Origin of the sequence: Tepidibacter sp., assembly GCF_025210165.1 — a bacterium.
Taxonomy (GTDB): domain Bacteria; phylum Bacillota; class Clostridia; order Peptostreptococcales; family Peptostreptococcaceae; genus Tepidibacter_A.
Genome location: NZ_JAOASI010000048.1, coordinates 1 through 24,874 on the forward strand (window position 1 = coordinate 1; position 24,874 = coordinate 24,874).

Annotated in this window: 22 protein-coding genes and 2 riboswitches; of the genes, 2 read left to right on the plus strand and 20 right to left on the minus strand. The window is 30.2% G+C overall.

Going from position 1 to position 24,874, the window contains the following annotated elements; all coding sequences use genetic code 11:
- Window positions 1-464 precede the first annotated feature (464 nt).
- From N4A48_RS08725 to N4A48_RS08760, 8 genes are all read right to left on the minus strand, one after another.
- Window positions 465-830 carry a DUF1667 domain-containing protein gene (locus tag N4A48_RS08725; protein ID WP_293665511.1) on the minus strand — a complete coding sequence of 122 codons (366 nt, stop codon included), beginning with the start codon at window positions 828-830 and terminating at the stop codon, window positions 465-467.
- A gap of 2 nt (window positions 831-832) precedes the next feature.
- Window positions 833-2,074 carry an NAD(P)/FAD-dependent oxidoreductase gene (locus N4A48_RS08730; protein WP_293665512.1) on the minus strand — a complete coding sequence of 414 codons (1,242 nt, stop codon included), beginning with the start codon at window positions 2,072-2,074 and terminating at the stop codon, window positions 833-835.
- Entirely contained in the window at window positions 2,064-3,518 is a 1,455-nt protein-coding gene (locus tag N4A48_RS08735) for an NAD(P)/FAD-dependent oxidoreductase (protein ID WP_293665513.1), read from the minus strand. Before N4A48_RS08735 ends, N4A48_RS08730 begins: the two co-directional genes overlap by 11 nt.
- Before the next feature lie 193 nt (window positions 3,519-3,711).
- Entirely contained in the window at window positions 3,712-5,223 is a 1,512-nt protein-coding gene (gene glpK / locus N4A48_RS08740) for a glycerol kinase GlpK (RefSeq protein WP_293665515.1), read from the minus strand.
- A 202-nt stretch (window positions 5,224-5,425) separates the two neighbouring features.
- Entirely contained in the window at window positions 5,426-5,767 is a 342-nt protein-coding gene (locus N4A48_RS08745; protein WP_293665516.1) for a Lin0368 family putative glycerol transporter subunit, read from the minus strand.
- A 15-nt stretch (window positions 5,768-5,782) separates the two neighbouring features.
- The gene (locus tag N4A48_RS08750) at window positions 5,783-6,163 is read right to left on the minus strand and encodes a Lin0368 family putative glycerol transporter subunit (RefSeq protein WP_293665517.1); all 381 of its coding nucleotides are present in this window, start codon (window positions 6,161-6,163) and stop codon (window positions 5,783-5,785) included.
- Between the two features lie 285 nt (window positions 6,164-6,448).
- A complete protein-coding gene (locus N4A48_RS08755) occupies window positions 6,449-7,003 on the minus strand; it encodes a glycerol-3-phosphate responsive antiterminator (protein ID WP_293665518.1) in 555 nt (184 codons plus the stop codon).
- Between the two features lie 124 nt (window positions 7,004-7,127).
- Complete coding sequence (locus N4A48_RS08760; protein WP_293665519.1) at window positions 7,128-8,309, minus strand: cation:proton antiporter; 1,182 nt, start codon at window positions 8,307-8,309, stop codon at window positions 7,128-7,130.
- A 56-nt stretch (window positions 8,310-8,365) separates the two neighbouring features.
- A riboswitch (Fluoride riboswitch) is annotated at window positions 8,366-8,425 on the minus strand.
- Between the two features lie 166 nt (window positions 8,426-8,591).
- Between N4A48_RS08760 and N4A48_RS08765 the strand changes: the two genes are divergently transcribed.
- Window positions 8,592-8,762 (plus strand): 4Fe-4S binding protein, encoded by a 171-nt coding sequence (locus tag N4A48_RS08765; protein WP_293665520.1) that lies wholly within the window; start codon window positions 8,592-8,594, stop codon window positions 8,760-8,762.
- Window positions 8,763-8,816: 54 nt separating this feature from the next.
- Here N4A48_RS08765 and N4A48_RS08770 read toward each other — a convergent pair whose 3' ends face one another.
- Complete coding sequence (locus tag N4A48_RS08770) at window positions 8,817-9,446, minus strand: redox-sensing transcriptional repressor Rex (RefSeq protein WP_293665521.1); 630 nt, start codon at window positions 9,444-9,446, stop codon at window positions 8,817-8,819.
- 215 nt (window positions 9,447-9,661) lie between these two features.
- Between N4A48_RS08770 and N4A48_RS08775 the strand changes: the two genes are divergently transcribed.
- On the plus strand, window positions 9,662-11,572 hold the full coding sequence (locus tag N4A48_RS08775) for an ABC-F family ATP-binding cassette domain-containing protein (protein ID WP_293665522.1): 1,911 nt from the start codon (window positions 9,662-9,664) through the stop codon (window positions 11,570-11,572).
- 6 nt (window positions 11,573-11,578) lie between these two features.
- Here N4A48_RS08775 and tsaD read toward each other — a convergent pair whose 3' ends face one another.
- From tsaD to N4A48_RS08830, 11 genes are all read right to left on the minus strand, one after another.
- The gene (gene tsaD / locus N4A48_RS08780; protein ID WP_293665523.1) at window positions 11,579-12,598 is read right to left on the minus strand and encodes a tRNA (adenosine(37)-N6)-threonylcarbamoyltransferase complex transferase subunit TsaD; all 1,020 of its coding nucleotides are present in this window, start codon (window positions 12,596-12,598) and stop codon (window positions 11,579-11,581) included.
- Between the two features lie 2 nt (window positions 12,599-12,600).
- The gene (gene rimI / locus N4A48_RS08785) at window positions 12,601-13,059 is read right to left on the minus strand and encodes a ribosomal protein S18-alanine N-acetyltransferase (RefSeq protein ID WP_293665524.1); all 459 of its coding nucleotides are present in this window, start codon (window positions 13,057-13,059) and stop codon (window positions 12,601-12,603) included.
- A complete protein-coding gene (gene tsaB / locus N4A48_RS08790; RefSeq protein WP_293665526.1) occupies window positions 13,049-13,765 on the minus strand; it encodes a tRNA (adenosine(37)-N6)-threonylcarbamoyltransferase complex dimerization subunit type 1 TsaB in 717 nt (238 codons plus the stop codon). Before tsaB ends, rimI begins: the two co-directional genes overlap by 11 nt.
- Complete coding sequence (tsaE, locus tag N4A48_RS08795; protein WP_293665527.1) at window positions 13,765-14,217, minus strand: tRNA (adenosine(37)-N6)-threonylcarbamoyltransferase complex ATPase subunit type 1 TsaE; 453 nt, start codon at window positions 14,215-14,217, stop codon at window positions 13,765-13,767. Before tsaE ends, tsaB begins: the two co-directional genes overlap by 1 nt.
- Before the next feature lie 141 nt (window positions 14,218-14,358).
- Complete coding sequence (locus tag N4A48_RS08800) at window positions 14,359-14,961, minus strand: ECF transporter S component (protein ID WP_293665528.1); 603 nt, start codon at window positions 14,959-14,961, stop codon at window positions 14,359-14,361.
- Window positions 14,962-15,040: 79 nt separating this feature from the next.
- Window positions 15,041-15,157, minus strand: a riboswitch (FMN riboswitch).
- Between the two features lie 29 nt (window positions 15,158-15,186).
- Window positions 15,187-16,359, minus strand: coding sequence for an amidohydrolase (locus tag N4A48_RS08805; protein ID WP_293665529.1), 1,173 nt, complete (start codon window positions 16,357-16,359; stop codon window positions 15,187-15,189).
- A complete protein-coding gene (locus N4A48_RS08810; protein ID WP_293665530.1) occupies window positions 16,347-17,933 on the minus strand; it encodes a two-component system sensor histidine kinase NtrB in 1,587 nt (528 codons plus the stop codon). The genes N4A48_RS08805 and N4A48_RS08810 overlap by 13 nt, the downstream gene beginning before the upstream one ends.
- Before the next feature lie 10 nt (window positions 17,934-17,943).
- Window positions 17,944-20,028 (minus strand): ATP-binding protein, encoded by a 2,085-nt coding sequence (locus tag N4A48_RS08815; protein ID WP_293665531.1) that lies wholly within the window; start codon window positions 20,026-20,028, stop codon window positions 17,944-17,946.
- 5 nt (window positions 20,029-20,033) lie between these two features.
- Window positions 20,034-22,178, minus strand: a complete 2,145-nt coding sequence (locus N4A48_RS08820) for a Tex family protein (protein ID WP_293665532.1) — start codon at window positions 22,176-22,178, stop codon at window positions 20,034-20,036.
- 178 nt (window positions 22,179-22,356) lie between these two features.
- Window positions 22,357-22,821 (minus strand): flagellar export chaperone FliS, encoded by a 465-nt coding sequence (locus N4A48_RS08825; RefSeq protein ID WP_293665533.1) that lies wholly within the window; start codon window positions 22,819-22,821, stop codon window positions 22,357-22,359.
- 16 nt (window positions 22,822-22,837) lie between these two features.
- Window positions 22,838-24,820 (minus strand): flagellin N-terminal helical domain-containing protein, encoded by a 1,983-nt coding sequence (locus N4A48_RS08830; protein WP_293665534.1) that lies wholly within the window; start codon window positions 24,818-24,820, stop codon window positions 22,838-22,840.
- Between the last annotated feature and the right edge of the window lie 54 nt (window positions 24,821-24,874).

Sequence of the window (24,874 nt, forward strand, 5' to 3'; positions counted from 1 at the left end):
AAAATCATACTTACAACTATCATTACCAAAGTAAACAAAAACTTAAAATTCCTTTTCATAATACCACTCCTTAACATTTATTTTCCATACCTAAATATTATCAGTAATATTTTGTAATTTTAAGTCTTATTTTGTAAAATTCACTATGATACGCTTAGGGGTTACAACCCCCTCAAATAAAGGGGATTCTAATGTTAGAGAATGGTTTAAATATTTTTGCTTAAAACTTGTATTGTGTCGTTTGAAGGTGCGTTAAGAAAGTTCGTTGTCTGACCAACGGGAGTTTAGAACTTTTAGCACCTTCAATAAGACAGAATGCTTAGTTTTATGCAAAAAATTTAACATATTCTCGGTATTAGAATCCCCTTTATTTGCGATTAGGCTTATAACTTAAATTGACTATACTTTTGCATAATAAAAATGAAGGTTATCTTCATAACCTTCATTTTTATTTTTATTAACTTTTATGATACCTTACACATATCCCTACTAGCAACAATATTAACCCCAGTACCTAATACATTCTCAACAATTACATCTCCAACCATCACAGGTGCTTCAATCTCAATATCATCAAGAAGCTCCATAAGATTGAATATAAGCTCTTTTGGTATTGAATCACTAGTTTTTACAGGTACTAACCTTAAAGCTCCATCCTTTATCTTAACAGTAGTTGTAACCATTCTCTTAGGAGTTGTCATTTCTTCTACTCCGTATTTTTCTCCTCTTTTACATGTATTTCCTGTAACTGTATAACTCTTATCCTCATTCTTTTTAACTGTCATTCTACATCCAACAGGACATACTATACAAGTAATGTTTTTTTCCATTATTAAGCCTCCTCTACACAAACACTGATATTACCCTTTAGATTTTTAACAATTTCCGAACTCAATTTTAAGTTCTCCATCTCTGAAGGTATCATATGAGGTCTTCTCTTTTGAAGTATTACTTCATCTCCATCTCTAACAACTAGCTTTTTATTAGAGTATATATTTCTAACTCTCATAAATAGATTAACTTCTTCTCCTAATTTAGTATCTATTTGTTGAGGTACTATATATCCTATCCCATCTCCAGGATTAGTCTTAACAGTTTCGTTATTCTCTATTTTATCTAAAACATATAATGCGGCATTTCTTCCTGCTATTCTACTTTCCTTAGTAACAAAGTCAACTAAATCATGAACATGAACAACATTTCCACATGCAAACACTCCATCAACATTAGTCTGCATCTTATTATTTACAATAGGGCCTTTAGTTGTATTATGAAGATCAACTCCTGTATCACTTGAAAGCTCATTTTCAGGTATAAGTCCTACTGATAATAATACTGTATCACACTCTATTTCTTTCTCTGTTCCCTCTATAGGGTTTCTATTTTCATCAAGCTTTGATATAGTAACTCCTGTAACCCTATCCTTTCCATGAACATAAGTTATTCCGTGCTGTAATAAAAGAGGAATATCAAAGTCATCTAGACACTGAACTATATTTCTAGTAAGTCCACTTGAATGAGGATTAACTTCAACTACAGCCTCTACCTTAGCCCCTTCTAAAGTCATTCTTCTAGCCATTATAAGTCCAATATCACCAGAACCATATATAACTACTTTTTTACCTACCATATAACCTTCCATATTCATGAATCTTTGAGCTGCTCCTGCTGTATAAACTCCTGCTGGTCTATAACCTGCAAGGTCTATTGCGCCTCTTGTTCTTTCCCTACATCCCATTGCAAGAACTATTGCAACAGCTTCGATATCTATAAGACCTTTTTCTCCAAGTGCTATTATATTTTTATCTTCTATACTAAGAACCATAGTATTTAGCATATATTCTATATCATTTTCTTCTACCATTTTTATAAATCTATTTGCATATTCAGGTCCTGTAAGTTCTTCTTTGAATTCATGAAGACCGAATCCATTATGAATACATTGATTAAGTATTCCTCCAAGTTCTCTATCTCTTTCTATTATTAATACTTTTTTTGCTCCGTGCTTTTTCGCTTCAACAGCAGCTCCAAGTCCTGCTGGTCCTCCTCCAACTACAACAACATCATATTTCAACCTTTTCACCCCTTGCTTCTTTTACTTTTCCTAATATCATTTTAGAATTTTCATAGTCTTTTAAAACATCTTCCATGTCTAAATTAAGCTCTCTAGCTAATATTTCTACTACTCTAGGACCACAAAAACCTCCCTGACATCTTCCCATTCCTGGTCTTACTCTTCTTTTTACTCCATCAACAGTTCTAGCTCCAGCTGGTCTATGAATTGCATCTATTATCTCAGCTTCTGTTGTAGTTTCACATCTACATATAATCTTTGAATGATTTATATCCTTTTCAATAGCTTCTTTTCTTTCTTCATTACTCATATGAGAGAATGGCTTATCTTTTTTTCTATACGGATTAAAATCTTTTTTAGCTTCAAGATTTAATCCTTCTTCTTTTAATATATCTATTACATAATCAGCTATAGCTGGTGCTGCACTAAGTCCAGGAGATTCTATTCCTCCAACATTTATAAATCCTTTAGCCTTACTTGATGCAAATATCATAAAATCCTTAGTATTAGGAGTTGCTCTAACTCCTGAAAAAGATGTTATAGTCTTTGACAAATCAATACTTGGTATGCTTTTTTTAGCATTCTTAGTTAAAAAACTTAAGCCACTCTTTGTTATTGATACATCCTCTGAATCTCTTACTTCTTCAGCAGTAGGTCCTAAAAGTACATTTCCATGAACAGTAGGTGTAACTAATACTCCTTTACCTTTTTTAGTTGGACATTGGAATAATACATGCTTTACAATATCTCCTTCTGATTTATCTAAAACCCTGTATTCTCCCTTTCTGCTTATAATATGGTATTCTTCTCCACCTATCATTTCGTTTATCTTATCAGCATATAATCCAGCTGCATTTATAACATATTTAGCTTGTATATTTCCTTTTTTAGTTTCTATATTAAAGTATTCATTTTTAGTTATATTAGTTACTTCTGATTCTGTATTTAGCTTAACACCATTAGTAATAGCATTTTCCATTAAAGCAACAGTTAAGTTGAATGGACAAATAATTCCAGCGCTTTTACATCTTAAAGCTCCTACTACTTCATCACTTATATTAGGCTCTACCTCTTTAACTTGTTCTTTATTTAATACTTCAAGACCTTTAACCTTGTTTGCAACTCCTCTTTCATAAAGATCCTTTACAGTCTCCATTTCTTCTTCAGAAAATGCAACAACTAAAGATCCTATTCTATTAAAATGAACATCTAGCTCATTGCATAAGTCTTCATACATTTCATTTCCTTTAACATTTAGCTTTGCCTTTAAAGTTCCATCAACAGCATCGTACCCACCATGAATTATTGCACTATTAGCTTTTGTAGTTGCTTGACAAACTTCAACTCCTTTTTCTAATACAACCGCATTTAAGTTATACTTAGAAAGCTCTCTAGCTATACTGGCTCCTACAACACCAGCCCCTATTACAGCTACATCAAACATGTTTATTCCTCCTCATTGTAAAATCATTATCAAAGTTAAGCATTAGAAACTTAAAACTTATATCAATATGATTAAATTAATATAAATTGTAAATTCCCAAAAATTGTCAGTTAAAAAAACAGAGAGATATCCTATATTAGGCTATCTCTCTTCTCCTTGCCTTAAACATTAAGTTTAAATTTATTTAATTAAATTATTCAGCTGAATCTTCTTTTTCCCATTCCATAGCTCTTCTTACTGCTTTTTTCCATCCTTTATAAAGAGTTTTTCTCTTTTCATCTTCCATTTCAGGAGTAAAGGTTCTATTTATAGCCCACTTTTCTTTTATTTCTTCTTTATCCTTCCAGAATCCAACTGCAAGACCTGCAAGATAAGCTGCACCTAGAGCAGTAGTTTCTATAACCTCTGGTCTATTAACAGGAACATTTAATACATCTCCTTGGAACTGCATTAAGAAGTTGTTAGCACAAGCTCCTCCATCAACCTTAAGTCCTTTAAGCTCTATACCTGAATCATCTTGCATAGCTTCTAAAACATCCTTAGTTTGATATGCTATAGATTCAAGAGTTGCTCTTACTAAATGTTCTCTCTTAGCTCCACGAGTAAGACCTACTATTGCTCCTCTTGCATACATATCCCAATAAGGTGCTCCAAGTCCAGTAAATGCAGGAACCATATATACTCCATTAGTATCTTCAACTGAAGATGCATAGTATTCTGATTGTTTAGCATCATATATAACTTTAAGTTCATCTCTTAACCATTGAACAGAAGCTCCACCCATGAATATACTTCCTTCAAGAGCGTATTCTACCTTTCCGTCTACGCCCCAAGCTATAGTCGTTAATAATCCATTTCTAGATGCTACTGGCTTTTCTCCTGTATTCATAAGCATAAAACAGCCAGTTCCATAAGTATTCTTTGCCATACCTTCATCAAAGCATGCCTGACCAAATAAAGCAGCTTGTTGATCTCCAGCATCTCCTGCTATAGGAATTTGAGCTCCACCAAATGTATACTCGTCAGTAACTCCATATTCACAGCTTGATGGCTTAACTTCTGGAAGCATTGATTTTGGAATATCAAGGGCTTCAAGTAATTCATCATCCCATTTTAATTCTTTTATATTATAAATCATTGTTCTCGATGCATTAGTATAATCAGTAACATGAACCTTACCTCTAGTTAAGTTCCAAATTAACCAAGTATCTATATTACCAAATAATAATTCTCCATTTTCAGCTTTTTCTCTAGCTCCTTCTACATTATCAAGTATCCATTTAATTTTAGTACCAGAAAAATAAGCATCTACTACAAGACCTGTTTTATCTTTTACACTATCCTCTAGACCTTTTTCTTTTAATTTATCGCATATCTCAGCTGTTCTTCTACATTGCCATACGATTGCATTATATACAGGCTTTCCAGTATTTTTATCCCAAACAACAGTGGTTTCTCTTTGATTTGTAATACCTATTGCTGCAACTTCTTCAGGAGATATGCCAGTTTTTTCTAAAACTTCTCTTGCAACTCCACTTTGAGTTCCCCAAATTTCCATAGCATCATGTTCAACCCATCCAGCCTTAGGATATATTTGAGTGAATTCTTTTTGAGATACACCTACTATTTTGCCATCTTTATCAAACAATATAGCTCTCGAACTTGTAGTTCCTTGGTCTAAAGACATAATGTATTTCTTTTGCATAATTACAATTCCCCCCACTTTATTATTTTAAGATAAGTATATTTATATATCAATAAACAAATCTACTAAATTAATTTTTTTTATAATTTCCTACATTATAAAATAGTCTTCCTTTTGAAGATTTTCAATGTAGACTTTTTTGAAACTCATAACGAAAATTATATTTATCCACAATTTCAAGATGATTATAATTTCCTACTCATTATAAAAAAGTTGATAATAAAAATCCTCCAAGAGTTCCTCCAATTACTGAACATATAATCGTAGGTATAGATTTTCCAACATCTGCTTTGTCAACAACTGCTGCTGCTGCCCATAATCCAGCACCTGCGGCAAATGCCATATCTATCCATCCGCCACCTTCCATTTGATGTATAGCTCCTACACCATGATTTAAAGTCCAACAAAGACCAACGATAAATGCAGCTGCCATCCAGCCTCCTATAGGTCCAAAATCTTCAACTAATTTTCCCCATACAAGCCTTATCATAAATGGAAATATAAATGCTCCAGCAAATGTTCCAATTGCTAATTTTAAAGTCATTACAAATTCCCCCCTCTAAACAGATTCTGATTCAGATTCTTTTTTATTCAATACATCTTTTTGTATAAGACCTGCTGTTATACCACCTGTTACTCCACCAGCAATTACAATTAATAAAGTAAGCATTGAATTTGATATAGGCGCAAAGCTTCCTGCTAAAAATGCATCTCTAGTAAGACCTGCTACTGCAATTCCCAAAGCCATATCTACCCAAGCTGCTCCATCTTCATTGTTTAAAATTCCAATATAATGATTCATGTACCACATAACTCCAATTATTAAAAATCCTGCAAACCAACCACCAGCGATTCCATAAGGTACTACAAATGCACCCCAAACGGACATTACAAACATACCCGCGATAGCTGTTCCTATAATAGTTCCTAAATGCTTCAAAATTACACCCCCAATAGTATTAGTATTCGTGAAAATGTTTTCCTGATGCTTAGAAAAAGTCTTTATTTCTGGAGAATCTTAACTTTAGACTTCTTTCTTAAACTGTTAAGCATAATTTTTTGCTAAATTTAAATATATAAAAAGAGAGAACTATAATATTAATAATTTTTCATTTATTATTTACTATAGCTCTCTCGTCTCCAGCTTTTATTTATTCAATTATTATATTCCTATTATAATTTAGAGTTAGTTAAACGTCAATAGTTTTTTGAAAATTCCAACGATTCACTCTTCCCATATACTTTTATTAGTAGTGGATATAGAAGATGCTCCATTTTTAAGAATATCCATAACCTCTTCCTTAGTTTCAACAAGACCTCCTGCTATAACAGGTATTTTAAGTTGTGAATTCACCTTTTTTATAACCTTTGGCATTATACCTGGCATTATTTCAACTGCTTGTGGTCTAACTTTTTTAAGACTTTCAAGAGCGGAATCTAAAGATATAGAATCAACTATAAAAAATCTTTGCACAACTTTAAGCTTTTTATCTATAGCTCTTTTTATCATATTAACCCTTGTACTTATAACTCCTTCTACATTCATATTAGATACCATATAGTCTATTATTATTGGATTAGACGCAAACCCAGTTATCATATCTAGGTGAACAAAAACCTTTTTATTATTTTTATTTAAAAAATCAACCTTTTCCTTTAGTGTAATCACATCTCCATATAATAAGAATATTATTTCACAGTCAGACTTTGCTGCATCATGTAACCCTTTATCATTTTTTACCGCTGCAATTATAGGATTATATTCTAATAAATCTTTCAAATGAGTTCTCTCCTTTTTTATCCTGTTATTTGTATATGCTTATTATATTTATATACTAAATAGTATATTACAATTTTATGTTATTTTTCAATATTAGTTTAATTTTTATCAACATTTTAAAACCTTACTCTTGAACTAAAAATCTCTTAGAAGATAACTTAATTCCTAACGCTCCAATAGGTGCTGTAAATAATATTGCAAGAACCCCTATTGCAAGTATTACCTCTCCTGATTCAACTCCTAATGCTAATGGTATCCCAGCTATTGCAGCTTGTACAGTTGCCTTTGGAGTATATGATATAACACAAAACAATCTTTCTTTATAGTTTAAATCCGTTCCCTTAACAGAAATTAACACACCTATACTTCTCGCTAAAAGGCCTATGCATATTATAATTATTCCATTAAACCCTGATTCAAATGCCACAGATGTATTTACTTGTGCTCCTACTAGCACGAATAGAAGTATTTGTGCAAATAACCATATATGATTGAATCCACCCGATAATACACTTGATAGATTAGATGATTTTTCTCTTATTATAAATCCCATAGTCATAACTCCAAGTAATGAAGCTATTTCAACTGTATCTTTTAAAATATCTTCTAAAGTTGTGAGTAATATAGCTACACCTAAAACTATTAAAACCTTTTTTGTATCATGTATATTGTAGATTTTAAGTATTTTAATTACCATTATACCTATTATTAATCCAAGTAATATTCCAAGTAGTATAGATACAGGTATTCCAATTAACTTCATAGTTATATTTATATGAGATCCTGAGTATAACCCTAAAAATGTTGTAAATATTGTTATTGCAAATACATCATCTATAGATGCTCCAGCTACTATTAATGTGGGCACTCCTTTGTTCGTTCCAAGATTATTGTTCATAAGCTCTAGCATTTGAGGAACAACTACCGCAGGAGAGACTGCTGCTATTATAAATCCTAATATTCCACCTTGTATAAATGAAAATCCCAATATTTTCATAGATAAAAACGCTATTGTAAGTCCTTCCATAATCCCTGGTATACAGGATAATTTAGCAGCACTAACACCTACTCTTTTAAGTTCGACTATGCTAATACCAAGTCCTGCTCGAAGAAGAATTACTATAAGTGCTATTTTTCTCAAATCAGAAGATATATTTAAAACACCATTGTCTATTAAGTTAAAGCCATAAGGTCCTATTATTATTCCCAAAATCAACATTCCTAGTAATCCTGGAAGCCTCATTTTTTCAAATAATTCATTCATTATAAGACCTAATATTACAATTAAAGCTAAACTACTTGCCATTTTTATTACCTACCTTTACTATTTTTTATACACAAAAAAAACTCCTATAGATATTAATATCTATAGGAGTCATCAGCATTTAAGCAATTAAGGTGAACTCCATCACCTATTATTCTTTAATTATACTTTTAAGTTATTAGTTTGTCAAATTTTAGTTTCTATTAAAAACTTGTTTACAAATAAACTTTATGCGTATAATAATACCGTTAGCAGTTGTTATTTTTCTATATTTCTGCTATAATCAAATAGAAAATTATAACTTTTTTGGAGGAGGAATTTAAAATGGCTTACAAAATTAATGACGCTTGCATAAGCTGTGGAGCTTGTGAACCTGAATGTCCAGTTAGCTGTATATCAGCTGGAGATAGTGTATATGTTGTAGATGCTGACACTTGCATCGACTGTGGAGCTTGTGCTGGAGTATGTCCAGTAGATGCACCTCAACCTGAATAATAAAAATAAATTCAAAAATAAAGAAGCTATCATTTGATAGCTTCTTTATTTTTTCTAATTATTCTTTTCATTGAGTAAATACGATAAAGTAAATAAACTCTCAGTTAAGTGAACATTTTCAACTACTACATTCTCTGGTGAAACTAAATCCACTGGTGCAAAATTCCATATTCCACTTATTCCCGATTCAAATAATCTATCAGCTATATCTTGAGCCCTCTCCTTTGGTGTACATATTACAGCTATTTTAATATCATTATTTTTTATATATTCTTCTATATCATCTATATCAAATATTTCTAAATCTCTTATCTTAAGCCCTATAAGTCTAGGGTTTGCTTCAAATAAAGCTTTTATTTTGAATCCAGATTTTTGGAATCCAGAATAGTTAGCAATAGCTTGCCCTAAGTTACCAGCTCCAACTATTATAGTATTGTACCCTCTGTCTATACCTAATATTTTTCCAATTTCATTGTATAGTTCTTCAACATTATATCCATATCCTTGTTGTCCAAATCCCCCAAAGTTATTTAAATCTTGTCTTATTTGAGAAGCTGTAAAACCAATTATTTCACTTAATTCTTTAGATGAAATTCTATATATATCTCTATCTAATAAGTCTCTTAAGTATCTATAATATTTTGGTAATCTTCTTATTACAGCCATCGAAATTTGTTTAGACATTCCTTCACCTACTTCATATAATTTCTTTTGATATAATTATAACAAACTCTTTTTTGTATGTCAATTTCCATACCTACTATTATATCACATTTGTTGTCGATTAATACATATTTTTATCGATGTTTATTAATCTACTATACAAAACTTGATTATATCTTGTTTAAACTTTATAATTTTACTTAGATTTGTTTTAAATTAGTAGGAGGTTACAAATTATGATTGTTCTATCGTGTAATAATATAAATAAAAGTTTTGGAGTAGATTCTATATTAAACAGTATAAGCTTTACAGTAAATGAAGGAGATAAAGTAGGTGTTGTCGGCATTAATGGAACTGGTAAAACTACTTTATTTAAGATAATATCAGGTGAATATTCTTATGATAATGGTGATATATACATATCAAGGGGTACTGAAATAGGTTATTTAGAGCAAAATATGAACTTTGAATCTAAAAATAATATATTAGATGAGGTTTTAACAGTTTTTAATGATCTTATAGATATGGAGCAAGAACTTCGTGATATGGAAACAAATATATCAATTCAAAGTGAAAAAATAGATTCTAAAGAGCTTGAAAAATTGATGAATGAATACTCTCGCAAGCTAGAATTGTTCTCTGATAAAAATGGCTATGGTTACAAATCAGAGGTAAAAGGAGTTCTTAAGGGACTTGGTTTTTCTGATGATGATCTGGACAAAAACGTTAATATATTGTCAGGAGGAGAAAAAACCAGAGTTCTTCTAGCTAAGCTTTTACTTAAAAAGCCTACACTCCTTTTACTGGATGAGCCTACAAATCATCTTGATACAGACGCTGTAGAATGGCTTGAATTTTTCTTAAAGCAGTACAAAGGAAGTGTTCTTATAATTTCTCATGATAGATACTTCTTAGATCAAACTGTGAATAGGATATTTGAGCTTCATAACAAGACTTTAAGTGCTTATAATGGTAATTATTCTGAGTTTGTAAAAAAATCAAAAATAGAAAAAGAAATAGAGCAAAAAAAATATGAAGATCAACAAAGAGAGATCAAAAGGCAAGAAGAAGTTATCGAAAAATTAAAATCCTTCGGAAGAGAAAAGCAAGTTAAAAGAGCTAGAAGTAGAGAAAAAGCTCTTGATAAAATAGATGTTTTAAAAAAGCCTGATGCAGCTGCTAAAAAGGCTCGTATTAGATTCGAGCCATGTATATCTAGTGGTAATGATGTATTAGGTGTTGAGACTTTATCTGTTGGATATGATGATAATATATTGTTTAAAAATGTTGATTTCAATATATATAAAGGTGAAAAAGTAGCCCTTATAGGTCCTAATGGAATAGGTAAATCTTCATTATTTAAGGTTTTAATGAATAGTTTAGAACTAATAGAAGGACAATTCAAATTAGGTAAAAATGTTAATATAGGTTATTTTCATCAGGAGCAAAAGACTCTTAATTTAGATAATACTATAATTGATGAAATTTGGAATGAAAATAAATCACTTCAGCAAAGTACCCTAAGAACTATGCTTGCAGCATTTTTATTTGAAGATGAAGATGTATTCAAAAAAATATCAACCTTAAGTGGAGGAGAAAGAGCTAGAGTAGCCCTTTTAAAGCTTATGCTTTCAAAGTCTAATTTTTTACTTTTAGATGAGCCTACAAATCACTTAGATATAAACTCTAAGGAAGTGTTAGAAGAAGCCTTATCTAATTATGAAGGTACTTTATTCGTGATTTCACACGATAGATATTTCTTAAATACTGTTGTAGATAAAATAATTCTTCTAGGACCAGATGGAATAAAAGAGTATCTAGGTAATTATGATTACTATATAGAAAAGAAAAAACAATTAAATGATATTACAACCGAGACAGTTGAAGAAAAAACTAAAACTCAAATAAAAGAAGAAAAAAGAAAAGAAAGAGAAAAGAAACAATCTGAAAAAAAATTAAGAGTTCAAAGACAAAATATAGAAAAAGAAATAATGGAAGTTGAATCTGAAATAGAAAATCTAAATGAACTTATGTGCCAAGAAGATGTTTATTCTAACCCTGAAAAGTCAAAAGAGGTTACTTCTAAAAAATCTGAACTTGAAACAGAATTAGAAAATTTATATGAATCATGGGAAGGGCTTATTTAATAAGCCCTATTTTTGTCCAAGCTTTAGATTTGGAACTGCATTTAAACTAAGATCATCTACTTTACCATTTATATAGTCATAATAAGCTGCACATCCTATCATAGCAGCATTATCTGTACATAAATCTAGGGATGGATATTTAACATCTATATTATGTTTTTTACATTCATTTACTAGCATTTCTCTAAGTCCAGAGTTTGCTGCCACTCCTCCAGCTAAAACTATTTTGTCATACCCCTTTTCCTTTGCTGCTTTTATAGCTTTGTTTGTAAGTACTTCTACAACACTTTGCTGGAATGATGCCGCAACATCTTCAACTATTATATCCTCATTTTTCATCTTTTTTGCATTTAGGTAATTTAGAACAGATGATTTAAGCCCACTAAAGCTAAAATCATAGCTATCATCTTCTAAATATATTCTAGGGAATTTAATACTATCTTTATTTCCTACCTTAGATAATCTATCTATTATAGGCCCTCCTGGATATCCAAGCTTCATCGCTCTTGCTATCTTATCAAATGCCTCCCCTGCTGCATCATCTCTACTTCTTCCAAGTATCTCGTATTTACCATAGTCTTTAACCTCAGCAAGATGAGTATGTCCACCAGATACTATAAGGCATATAAAAGGAGGCTTTAATTCTTTATCCTGTATAAAATTAGCACTTATATGTCCCTCTATATGATTAACTCCAACTAAAGGCTTGTCAAGTGCAAATGACAGAGCCTTTGCTGTAGATAGTCCAACAAGTAAGGCTCCTACAAGTCCTGGTCCATGTGTTACTCCTATTATATCTATATCATTAAATGTCATGTTAGCTTCATCTAAAGCACTTTGAATTACAGCATCTATATTCTCTACATGCTTTCTTGAAGCAACTTCTGGAACTACTCCTCCAAATTTTTTGTGAAGGTCTATTTGAGTTGCAACTATATTAGATATAACTTCTCTTCCATTTTTAAGTATGGCAGCTGAAGTTTCATCACAACTACTTTCTATTGCTAAAGTTATTATATCCTTCATATTTACTCTCCTTTTTCTATATCTTTCCACATAATAAGTGCATCCTCCTGAGTATCAGTGTAATATCCAGGTCTTATTCCAGATAATTTAAAACCGTATTTTTTATATAAACCAATAGCCGTATCATTTGATTTTCTAACCTCAAGAGTCATAGATACTACGTTGTTTTCTCTGCATTCATGTATTAAAGCTTCTACTATTTTATTACCATATCCTAGACCTCTATGATCAGGATGGACAGCAACATTTGTTATATGGCCTTCATCTACTATTAACCATATTCCTGCATATGCTACTATTCTTGAATTTTTTTCTATTACCTTATATCTAGCAAGTTTATTTTTAAGTTCTTTTTGTAAGGAGTTCTTTGTCCACGGAGACTTAAAGCAAAGTTCTTCTATTTCAACTAAATCATCTATATCTTTTTCTTCTAAATCTCTTATAACTATATTATTTTCCATCTTCCTTTAACCTCTTCATCTTTTCTTCATATTGAACCTCTGCCTGAGATTTTCTTATATAATAAGGTACTACTTCGTAATGAGTTTTTGTATCACCTTTTTTGAATTTATCAATACCTATTTCACATACGCTAGATGCTCTTGATGATTTATGAGCATTAGGAGCTATATATACATTATCTATATTTTCAAAAACTTCTTTATGTAAGTCTACACCTTCTCCAATTAATATAAATTCTTCTAATGAAGATTTAAGCTCCTGAGCTAAATCATCTACTTTTTTTACGTCTATATCCTCTATTTTTAATAAAAATTCTTTATCCCAAGAATATTTGCAAGTATAAACCTGATTTTTTTGTGCATCTATCATAGGGCATATTGTTTTATTTGTCATACTCATATTAAAGGCAAGTGCTTCAAGTGAATTTACTATAGTTATAGGTATATTTCTTACATGAGCTATAGCCTTAGAAGTAGCAACCCCAATTCTAAGTCCTGTGAATGACCCTGGACCTACACATACAGATATCAAATCTATATCATCAGCACTCATTTCATTTAATTTAAACATATTCTCAATTATAGGCATGAGTTTTTGTGAATGTGTTTTGTTGTTATTTATAGTGTATTCTGATATAAGCTTATCATCTTCCATAATAGCAACTGATGCAGCCTTTGAAGATGTATCAATTCCAAGTACCTTCATTATTTAATTATCTCCTTTACTATGTTCTCGTAATGTTTACCATAAGCAGTAAGTATCATTTCTCTACCATCATCTTTGTAATTAAGTTCTATATTTATGTATTCATCTGGAAGTATATCTTCTATTAAATTAGCCCACTCTATAATACATATACCTTCACCGTATACATACTCTTCAAATCCTATCTCATACATGTCTTCACTAGATGATATTCTATATACATCAAAGTGATAAAGAGAATATCTTCCATCATATTCATTCACTATAGTAAAGGTAGGGCTTGTAATATAATCATCTACTTCAAGCGCCTTTGCTATACTCTTTGTTATAGTAGTTTTTCCAGCACCTAAATCTCCTATTAGGCAAACTACATCGCCTTTATTTAAAAGTTGTCCCAATCTATATCCAATTTCACTAGTTTCTTGTTCATTCTTTAAATATATAGTTTCCATGTTTTTGCTCCTATCCAACCTTAGTTTTGACCAAATAATTACTATGCACCTTATTATATCAAAAAACACGAAAAATTATAATAATACAAAAAACAGAAGCCATGAATATTATTCACGGCTTTTATTATCCTTTTATTAAATTTACTTTATTATGCAAGAAACCTTCTTGTACAATATAGCTGTAATAACAGACATTACAATCCCTTTGAATATATTAAACGGTACAACTCCATATAATATCAAAGTCTTAACATCTACTATATTCTTGTTTACAACAGTTCCCATTTGAATTATTGCATCTATTGGAAACAAATTTGCATAAAACGGAATAAGTATATACTGATTAGCCAAAGCTCCAATTATACTCATACCTATTGTTCCTATTAAACATCCAATTATAGCATTTTTCTTACTCTTTTTAAGATGGTATATTCCAGAGGATATAAATACGAAAGCTCCCCCTATTAAAAAATTAGCTATTTCTCCAACACCATTCGTAGAAGTCTTTGTTACAAAGTGTAATATATTTTTTATAAGTTCTATAAACACTCCAGCCACTGGCCCTAGAGCGAATCCTCCTATTATAGCTGGTATATCAGAAAAATCTAATTTCAAAAATCCTGGTGCAAATACTACTGGAAATTCAACAAACATTATTAAATATGAAATAACAGATAAAATAGATATTTTTGCTAAAACAGATGTAGTAAAAAGACTCTTTTTTGTAGTAACTTGATTATACATACTATACCTCCCAAATAATTAAAGCCTGAAGATATTCTACAGGCTTTATAATCAAGATATATAAATACATATAATATATATCAATCTTCTTTTATCCAGACTCTACTGTCGGCCTTGGAATCTAACCAAGTCTGCCATCAAATGGCTCGCGGGCTTTACCGCCGGTCGGGAATTTCACCCTGCCCTGAAGATTATCTTCATACTTTTTAATTGTATAATATTATATTAATACTTTTCTGATAATTTGTCAAAGTAAACTATCTCACCATCTATTATAGTACATATAACTTTACTTTGAATATCAAGTGGATGATTATTCCATATAACTATATCTGCATCTTTTCCAACTTCTATAGATCCGATTTTATCGTCAAGTCCTAAAACCTTAGCAGGATTTATAGTTATAGCTTCTATAGCCTTATCCTTATCCATTCCAGCTTTTACTGCAAGAGATGCACAAAGAGGTAGATATTGAATCGGAACAACAGGATGATCCGTCATTAAACAAACATTAAGTCCTGCATTTGATAAAATTCCTGGTGTTTCAAACGTTAAATTTCTAAGCTCTATCTTGCATCTTTCTGATAAAGATGGACCTACAAGAACTGGATAGTTTTCTTTAGTTAAATGTTTTGTTATTAAGTGACCTTCAGTACAATGATCAATCGTAAGATCTAGATTGAATTCTCTTGCTATTCTAATAGCTGTAAATATATCATCAGCTCTATGTGCATGAGCTTTAAGTGGTATTTCTTTCTTCAGAACAGGAATTAACGCTTCTAACTTAATATCATATTCGGGTCTATCACAATCCTCATCTTCTTGATAATCTATCATGTCTTCAAGATAAAACTTTGCTCTTTTTAATGTTTCTCTAAGTAGAGCTGCTGTTGCCATTCTTGTTTGTGGAGTTTTGTCTTCTTTTCCATATGCTGATTTAGGATTTTCTCCAAAGGCTATTTTCATTCCTATCGTCTTTAAAACCATATCATCTATTCTGTCTCCATATGTTTTTAAAGCTACAAACTGTCCTCCCATTACATTGGCACTTCCAGGACCACTTGCTACAGTAGTTATTCCACCCTCATATGCTTCTTTAAAATTTCTATCCATTGCATTAATAGCATCAATAGCACTTAAATGAGGTGTTATAGGATCTGTTTCTTCATTTCCATCAGCACCTTCATACCCCATTCCATCTTCCCACATTCCAACATGAGTATGAGGGTCTATAAAACCTGGAAACACATAATTTTCTTGTGCATCTACAACTTTCACATCAAGAGGCACTACTATATCTTTTCCGATTTCTTTTATTTTACCATTTTCTATTAGTATATCTCCTTTTACAATTCCATTAGTTACTGTATTTATTTTAGCATTTTTTATACATAACACTCTGCATTCTCCTCTCTTATAGGCAGTCTTATTTCAAACTTAGACATATGACCTTTAATAGAAGTAGCTTCTATTTTTCCTCTGTTTACCTCTAGATTTTTCTTAACTACACTAAGACCAAGTCCTGTACTTTTTTGTTTTGTCGTAAAAAATGGTTCAAATATTTTATCCAATATCTCTTTGTCCATTCCTTTTCCTTCGTCTATTATTTCAATTAATACTTCATTCTTTATATCATAAGTATTTATATATATATTTCCACCTTTTACCATAGAATCTACCGAATTTAATATCATATTTACAATTGCTTCTCGTATATCAGATTCTTGTGCGAATATAGTTTTTTTACTATTTAGATTGGATACTATGTCTATATTGCTGCCTTTTATATAAGCCATATTTTCCCATTTAGGTCTCGTAGTCTCTATAGCTTTTTTAATTATATCATTTATTAATACATATTTCTTATCTTCTTTTATATTCCTAGAGAAATCCTGCAAGGTTTTAACCTTATATATAGCCTCATTAGCTCCATCCTCAATTATTTTTATATACTCTTTTATGCTATATGCCTGTTTATTTATACTAAGCAACTGAGTATATCCCTTTATTATAGAAAATATATTGTTAAGATCATGTACTATTCCTCCAGCAAGTTCTCCAGTATATCTTATATTTTTATCTGTCTTTTTAAGAAGCTTCCCTTCTTCTTTTTCCTTTATAGCGTATATTATATCTCCTAAACTCTTACATATAACATCTATTATATATTCATCTGCTCTTTCTTTATTATAATTTTCTCGATATCCAAGAGTCAATATTCCAACTATTTCTCCATTACAGTGTATTCTATAGCTATAAGTCATATCTATATTAGAATAAGAGTATTCTTTTTCTATTTTTTTATTATTACTAAATAAAACTGTTATAGAACCATAATCCGCTTCTGTTATTTCAAGTACAGTTTCTATAGAACTATTTATTAATTTCTCAAGATTACTCTCAAAACTAAAATTTATTATAGAATTATTTAAAATTTCTAGATTTCTTTTATTTTTTTGAAGATTCAGATTATCTATTTTAGATTTTTTTATAGATTTTAATAAAAATTTTATATTGCTTAGTTCTTTAATATCTATCATCTGTCTTTTATTTTCGCCTTCAAATATTAATTTATTATATATAGATAAAAATTTATCTATAAGGTCGAGTTCAAAATCCATTATGTTAAAAAATGCTAATATCTTATAATTTTTATCTGTTATAATATTCATATATTTATTTATATTCTCTGAAATATAATATTTATATTTATCTATCCAATCAGAAGTTATAACTATACTCATATTCAAATACTTCTTATCTCTTGTATATTCTTCTACTTCAAATTCATCTTTTTCTATAACAATCACATCATCATCACTATAACTGCCTATAGATTCAAGTACTGTTTTATATCCTAAGAATATACATTTACTATTGTTATCTAATGCTTCATCTATAGTCTCTTTCATCAAATCAACTGCAAATAACTTAGATGAACCTATGACCCCTATATTTCCCCACTGAAACATAATACTCCTCCTAATTGAGTATTTGTAATATTTTTTTTATTTCCTCTATACCAAATGGCTTTTCTAATATATAGTCAATCATCATATCATTATAATTATCTATATCACCTAACCAGCCTGTCATTAAAACAAATTTTATATCCTTATATTTACTTTTTATTTTTTTTGCAAGCTCTATTCCATTTAAGTTTGGCATTGCTAAATCACTTATTACTAAATCATATTTTTGATCCTCTAGTTTTTGTAATGCTTCTTTGCCACTATAGCATATATCAACTTCTTTTCCTATACTTTTTATGATTTCTCCAGTTGCCATTGCAACTTGTATTTTATCATCTACAACTAATATCTTATAATATTTTTCATCGTTCTTTTCATTATCAGTGTTTACACTAATAACTTCTTCTAAATGCATAGGAAGATAAATTATAAATTTTGTTCCCACGCCTTCTTTAGTTTGAACCTTTATACTTCCTCCGTGATCCTTTATTATTTTATATGATACTGATAACCCTATTCCATTTCCATTTACACCTTTAGTAGAAAAAAACGGGTCAAATATTCTTGTTAAAATATTTTTAGGTATTCCCTCACCTGAATCTTCTATTTCTATGTAAATATTATTATCTAAATTGTATGTCTTTATATTTATGTTTCCTCCACTTGGCATAGCATCTATAGCATTATTTAATATATTTATCATCACTTCTCTTATTTCACATTCTCTTCCCTTAACATTCCCTTTTGCATTTAAATCCTCATTTATATTTATCTCTATTCCAAGCATAGCCGTATCATTAATTCTAGGATTTATCATATTCATAACTATCTTCATAATTCTTTCAAATCTAAAAAAGGAATTTTCTTCTTCTCTTATATTTTTAGTAAATTCTTGAATTCTTCTTAACATCTCAGCTCCATCAAGAGAAGCTCTCTTTATAATTTCCAAATATTCTCTAACATTATCATCTTGTCTTTTAACAAGAGATAACTCAACATATCCTGATATGGTAGCCAATATATTATTAAAATCATGTGCTACCCCATTAGATATTTCACCCAATGCCTTTAACTTTTCATTCTGGCTTATTATTCTATCATTTTTTATTTTTTCTAAAAATGAATTCATTACATTTTTAGCAGAAGAAGAGTATATTTCAAGTACATCTTTATTTATATACTGTTTTTTATCCTTATCAAAACACAAATAAATAACAGTGAATTCATTTATATTCAAAAATACTATAACCTTATTGTTTCTCTCAATAGTTCTTATTAATTCATTTTCATTATATTCTATATCTACATAAGATTTAATGCATTCACATGTTTCTCCTATTCCATAATATACTTGAAAATCTTCGGACTCAGATTTAGTCAATATGCCACTTTTTTCACAAGAAGTTATACCGCTTACAAGCTCTAAGAATTTTTTTAAAAAATCATCTAAGCTATCTATCTTATTTACACTACCTAAAAATAAATTAAGTTTCTCAAGATCCTTTACATTATCGTATGTATTTTTCTTTGCTAATACTGATGATTGTATACTCTCAAGTATCAATTTAAGTTCTTCGAATTTTTTATTATTGTATATTTCAACAGATTTATCATCTTCAAACAATATACCTTCATAATAAGTAGATATTTCTAGTAAGTCTTCTATTTGTAGCTCAAGTACATTATAATAACAACAGTATCTATATCCATTTTCAATAGATTTTTTTATAAATTCTATCTTTATATTCATCTGTCTAGAACAAAGTCCTATTGTATAAGTATTCTCGTAACCTAAATTTATACTATTTTGCTTTAACTCACCAAATAAGTCCATATTTTCTATAAATTCAGCACAATTTTTCACTATAATTTTATTAGATTTTATATAATCATACAAACCATACTGCTTTAATTTTTTTTCGTCCATAAAACCTTTTTCATATACCTTATCAACCATTATAATTACTCTATTTTTTTTATGTAAAATAAATCTAATATATTTGTATAATATCGTATAGTCTCTATAAAGCTTTGTACTAAGTATCATATTGCTATTTAGCTTACTCACCACACTTAATGATTTACATATACTCATATAATTTAAATCCCCTTCATAGAAAGTGATACTTTATGCTTTTGTAGGTCTATTTGTATAACTTTAACATCTACTATATCTCCTATAGATACAATTTGCATTGGATTTTTAACAAATCTATCGCTCATTTGTGATTTGTGAACTAATCCATCATTCTTAATTCCAATATCTACAAAAGCTCCAAAATCGACTACATTTCTAACAGTCCCCTTAAGTATCATACCTTCTTTAATATCTTCTATTTTTAAAACATCACTTCTAAATACAGGTTTTATACTCTCATCTCTAGGATCTCTTCCTGGTTTTTTAATTTCATCTATTATATCTTTTAGAGTTAAAACCCCTATATTTAATTCCGAGCTTAAATTTTCTATTCCCAAATCTTTGATTCTATTATCTATTTCTTCTATTTTTTTATTTTTTATATCATCAAGTGTATATCCTAATCTTTCTATTAACTTTTCACATGAATCATAGCTCTCAGGATGAACTCCTGTATTATCTAACATATTTTCTGAATCATCTATTCTCAAAAATCCTGCACACTGAACAAAAGCTGATGGTCCTAATCTTTTCACTTTCTTAAGTTCTTTTCTAGATTTAATTTCCCCAACCTCCTCTCTATATAGTACTATATTTTTAGCAACCGATTTACTTATTCCAGCTACACGCTCAAGAAGAGAATAAGATGCACTATTTAAATCAACTCCTACAGAATTTACACTATCTTCAACTATTCCATCTAGAACTTGTCCTAGTCTCTTTTGGTTCATATCATGTTGATACTGTCCAACCCCAATATGCTGAGGATCTATTTTTACAAGCTCTGCAAGAGGATTTTGAAGTCTTCTGGCTATAGATATTGCACCTCTTAAAGATACATTAATATCTGGGTGTTCCTCTGTAGCTAATGATGATGCCGAATAAATAGATGCACCTGCTTCACTTACTATTATATATTTTACATCTTTATCTATTTCTTTTATTAAATTAGCCACAAACATCTCTGATTCTCTTGATGCAGTACCATTTCCTATTGCTATTATATTTACATTGTACTTATTTATAAGATCTATTAAAACCTTTTTAGATCCCTCTTCATCATTTTGAGGCTTTGTAGGATAAATTGTAGTTGTATCTAGTAGTTTTGAATTTTCATCAACTACAGCTATCTTACATCCTGTTCTATAGGCTGGATCAAATCCTATAACTACATTCCCTTTAACAGGAGGTTGAAGTAACAATTTTTTTATGTTTTCTCCAAATACCTTTATAGCTCTTTCTTGTGCTTTTTCAGTTAAATTGTTTCTTATTTCTCTTTCTATTGAAGGAAATATAAGTCTTTTATAAGAATCATTTATAGCTTGCTCAATATAACCTGACAATTCATTTGATTTATTCTTTACATAAGAATTTCTTATCTTATCTATAATTAAATCATCATTAAGCTCTAATTTGACCTTCAAGAATTTTTCTTTCTCACCTCTATTTACAGCCAAAATCCTATGAGGAGCCATAGTCTTAACCTTTTCGGAGTAAGAGTAATACATTTCATATACAGATTTTTCATCTGTACTTCCTTTACATAAAATTACTCCATCATTTAAAGCTATTCTTCTTATATTCTTTCTAAGATAAGCATCTTCAGATATAGTTTCAGCTATTATATCAAGAGCTCCTTTTATAGCTTGTTCTTCATTTTCAACCTCTTTTTCTTTATTTATATATTTCTTAGCTTCATTATGTATATCATCTATATCGTAATTTATTATAGAAATAGCTAATTTTTCTAATCCCTTTTCTTTAGCAATAGTAGCCCTAGTTCTTTTTTTAGGCTTAAATGGAGCGTAAATATCCTCAACCTCTTGTAATGTTTTAGCCTTTTGTATATCAAGCTTTATCTTTTCAGTTAAGTTTCCACCATCTTGTATTATTCTAATAACATCTTCTTTTCTATTTTTCAAATTTCTAAGATAATTTAACCTATCATGAAACTCCCTTAAAACAACATCACTTAAATTTCCAGTCATCTCTTTTCTATATCTAGCAATAAATGGTATAGTATTTCCATCATCTATTAATTTTATAGTATTTATTACCTGAGAAGATTTTAAATTCAATTCTTCTTGAAGTATATTTTCTATATTCATATTAACCTCTCCCTATAATAAGACTTACAAAATTATTATATCAAAAAAACTATATATTCAAAAACTAGTTTAATTCAATACGATACTTTTTTGGTATTTTTTTCAATTTTTATCTAACTTATTCTCCTTACATTACATAATAAAAAGTCTCGCATTATAAATAATGCGAGACTTTTTACTATCCTTTTTCCCATCTATCTTGATTATTCATTACACTTTCATTAACATAACCCTTACTATATGTCATTCCAGCAACCAGCTTTGGTGCTTTGTTCTTCTGTATATTATCTATATACATCTTTTGTCCAAGCTCATTCCAGCCTTCATATAAAGGTGTTATCACCTTTATAGCTTCTTCAAACTTAGATTTATCTTTCATAATATAGCCTTCAGTTATAATGTTATTAATATATAAATATAAACTTCTATATCTATTGGGCACTTCAGAATCTCCTTTTAAAGTAGATATAAGCTCTGCTAATATGTCCCTACACTTATCAATTAAATCATCTATACTTTCTTTTTTGTCTATATTAGAAATACATTCATTTAATGTGTCAATTAGCCCTTCATAAACTATGGCTACAAGCTGCGCTTCATTAGCCGCTGCAACTCTTGAGGCTAAATATTCTTTCTCTATCATCTAATTACCTCCAATCTTAACCTAGTAATTTAAGAATTGATTGTGGTTGTTGATTAGCTTGAGCAAGCATTGATACTCCAGCTTGTTGAAGTACATTTAGTTTTTGGAAATTAGCCATTTCAAGTGCCATATCAGTATCCTCTATACGAGACATAGCAGCTGTTAAATTCTCATTAGTATTATCAAGATTTGCAATAGTATGCTCAAGTCTATTTTGAGTAGCACCAAGCTTTGATCTTTCAGATGCTATTTGAACTATAGCATTATCAAATACCTTAATAGCAGCAGAAGCCTTGTCTTCTGAACTCACATCTATTGCATACTCAACCATACTAGAAGAAATACCATCTGTAACAGTTGCACCTGTCTTTACATAAGAAGCACCTTTAACCCCAGGATTTCTCGTTGGATTATCTGCACTTATCTTTAATTCCTTAGCTCTTATATTTCCTATTTGAAGGCGAAACTCTTGTCCAGTATTTGCTCCTACTTGAAGATTAGTAGTAAAATCTTTAGGAGTTCCCTCAAGATATACTAAATTCCCATCAAACCCAGGTTTATTGAATTCTATAATCAATCTAGCATTATTAGAAGTTCCTGCTCCAGAGTCAAAGTTAGTATCCTCACTTAAAGTCACTCTATCTATTCCTGTTGCAAACTTATTAACTATTTCATCTACAACAGCTTCAGGTGTAGTTTTACCAGCAATATCAATAGGTCTATTTGAACCTACATATGGAGATACACTACTATCAAAGAACTCTATTGTTTCATTTCCTATTTTGATAACCGATCCAATCTCAGGAACTCCATCAAAGTAAAAACTTCCCGTTGCTATATTAGTTGCATTTTCTGCTACTCCCGTAGCCTTGGAATTGAATCCTGTACCATCTACCTTTGTTAAAGTAGTAAAACCTAGCAAAGTTGCACCTGTTGCTGTATCTGAACCTGTTAAATCTACTTTTTCTAAATGTCCTTTTTCAGTAGAAGTTATAACCAACTTATCTCCTGATTTAGATACCTTATACTTCCCATTTAGTGAAGTTGTATCTATGTCTTGTTGTAATTTAGCTACAACTGTATCAATGTTAGTTTTAGCATCATATCCAGCACCTAGACCCTTTATATTTATTAGCGGTACATCTACTCCGTTTAATTTAATTTTTGTAGCATTATCAAATCCAACTGAACCACTCAAATCAGCATCTGCTGTTTTTTCCGCTGCTGTAGGAGATGCTCCAAATACATTAGTAATTACTGCAGTACTACCTTTAACTTCTATATTGCTTAATCCACCTATCGAAGAAGTTGTTATTTCTATACTTCCATTTTTATCTATTACAGCTTTTGCTGAATCTCCTAAAGCATCGTTTACAAGCTCCATAAAATCTTTTACTGTAGTAGATCCATTAGTTTGAGTTAAATTAACTACCTTTTCCTCTCCATCTATCCATATAGATAACTGCTCACTTTTAAGATCAAAACTTCCTGGTGCAAGTGAATTTATATCTACAGATCCTCTAGCTTGAGCTGGCTTTCCTGTAGACATTCTATGAACTGAAGTATTACTGTCTGGTCCCTCATTTCCCTTTAATATATTTCTTGTATTGTATTCTGTTCCATTTGCTATTCTATTAACCTCTGATGTCAATTGGTTTATCTCATCTTGTATAGCTTGTCTATCAGAATCTGCTGCTGTACCATTAGCAGCTTGAACAGAAAGTTCTCTCATTCTTTGAAGCATAGAGTGAATCTCTCCCATAGCTCCTTCTGCTGTTTGAACTAAAGATACTCCATCAAGAGAGTTTCTTGAAGCCATTTTAAGTCCATTTATTTGAGCTCTCATCTTCTCTGTTATAGCCATTCCAGCTGCGTCATCTCCAGCTCTATTTATTCTCTTACCTGAAGATAATTTTTCAAGTGATTTTGTTGCAAAAGCATTATTAACATTAAGTAATCTATGTGCATTCATAGCAGGTACATTATGATTAATTCTCATTTTATTAATTCCTCCCCTTATTTTTAATTCCATATATTTTATCGTCCTATATTA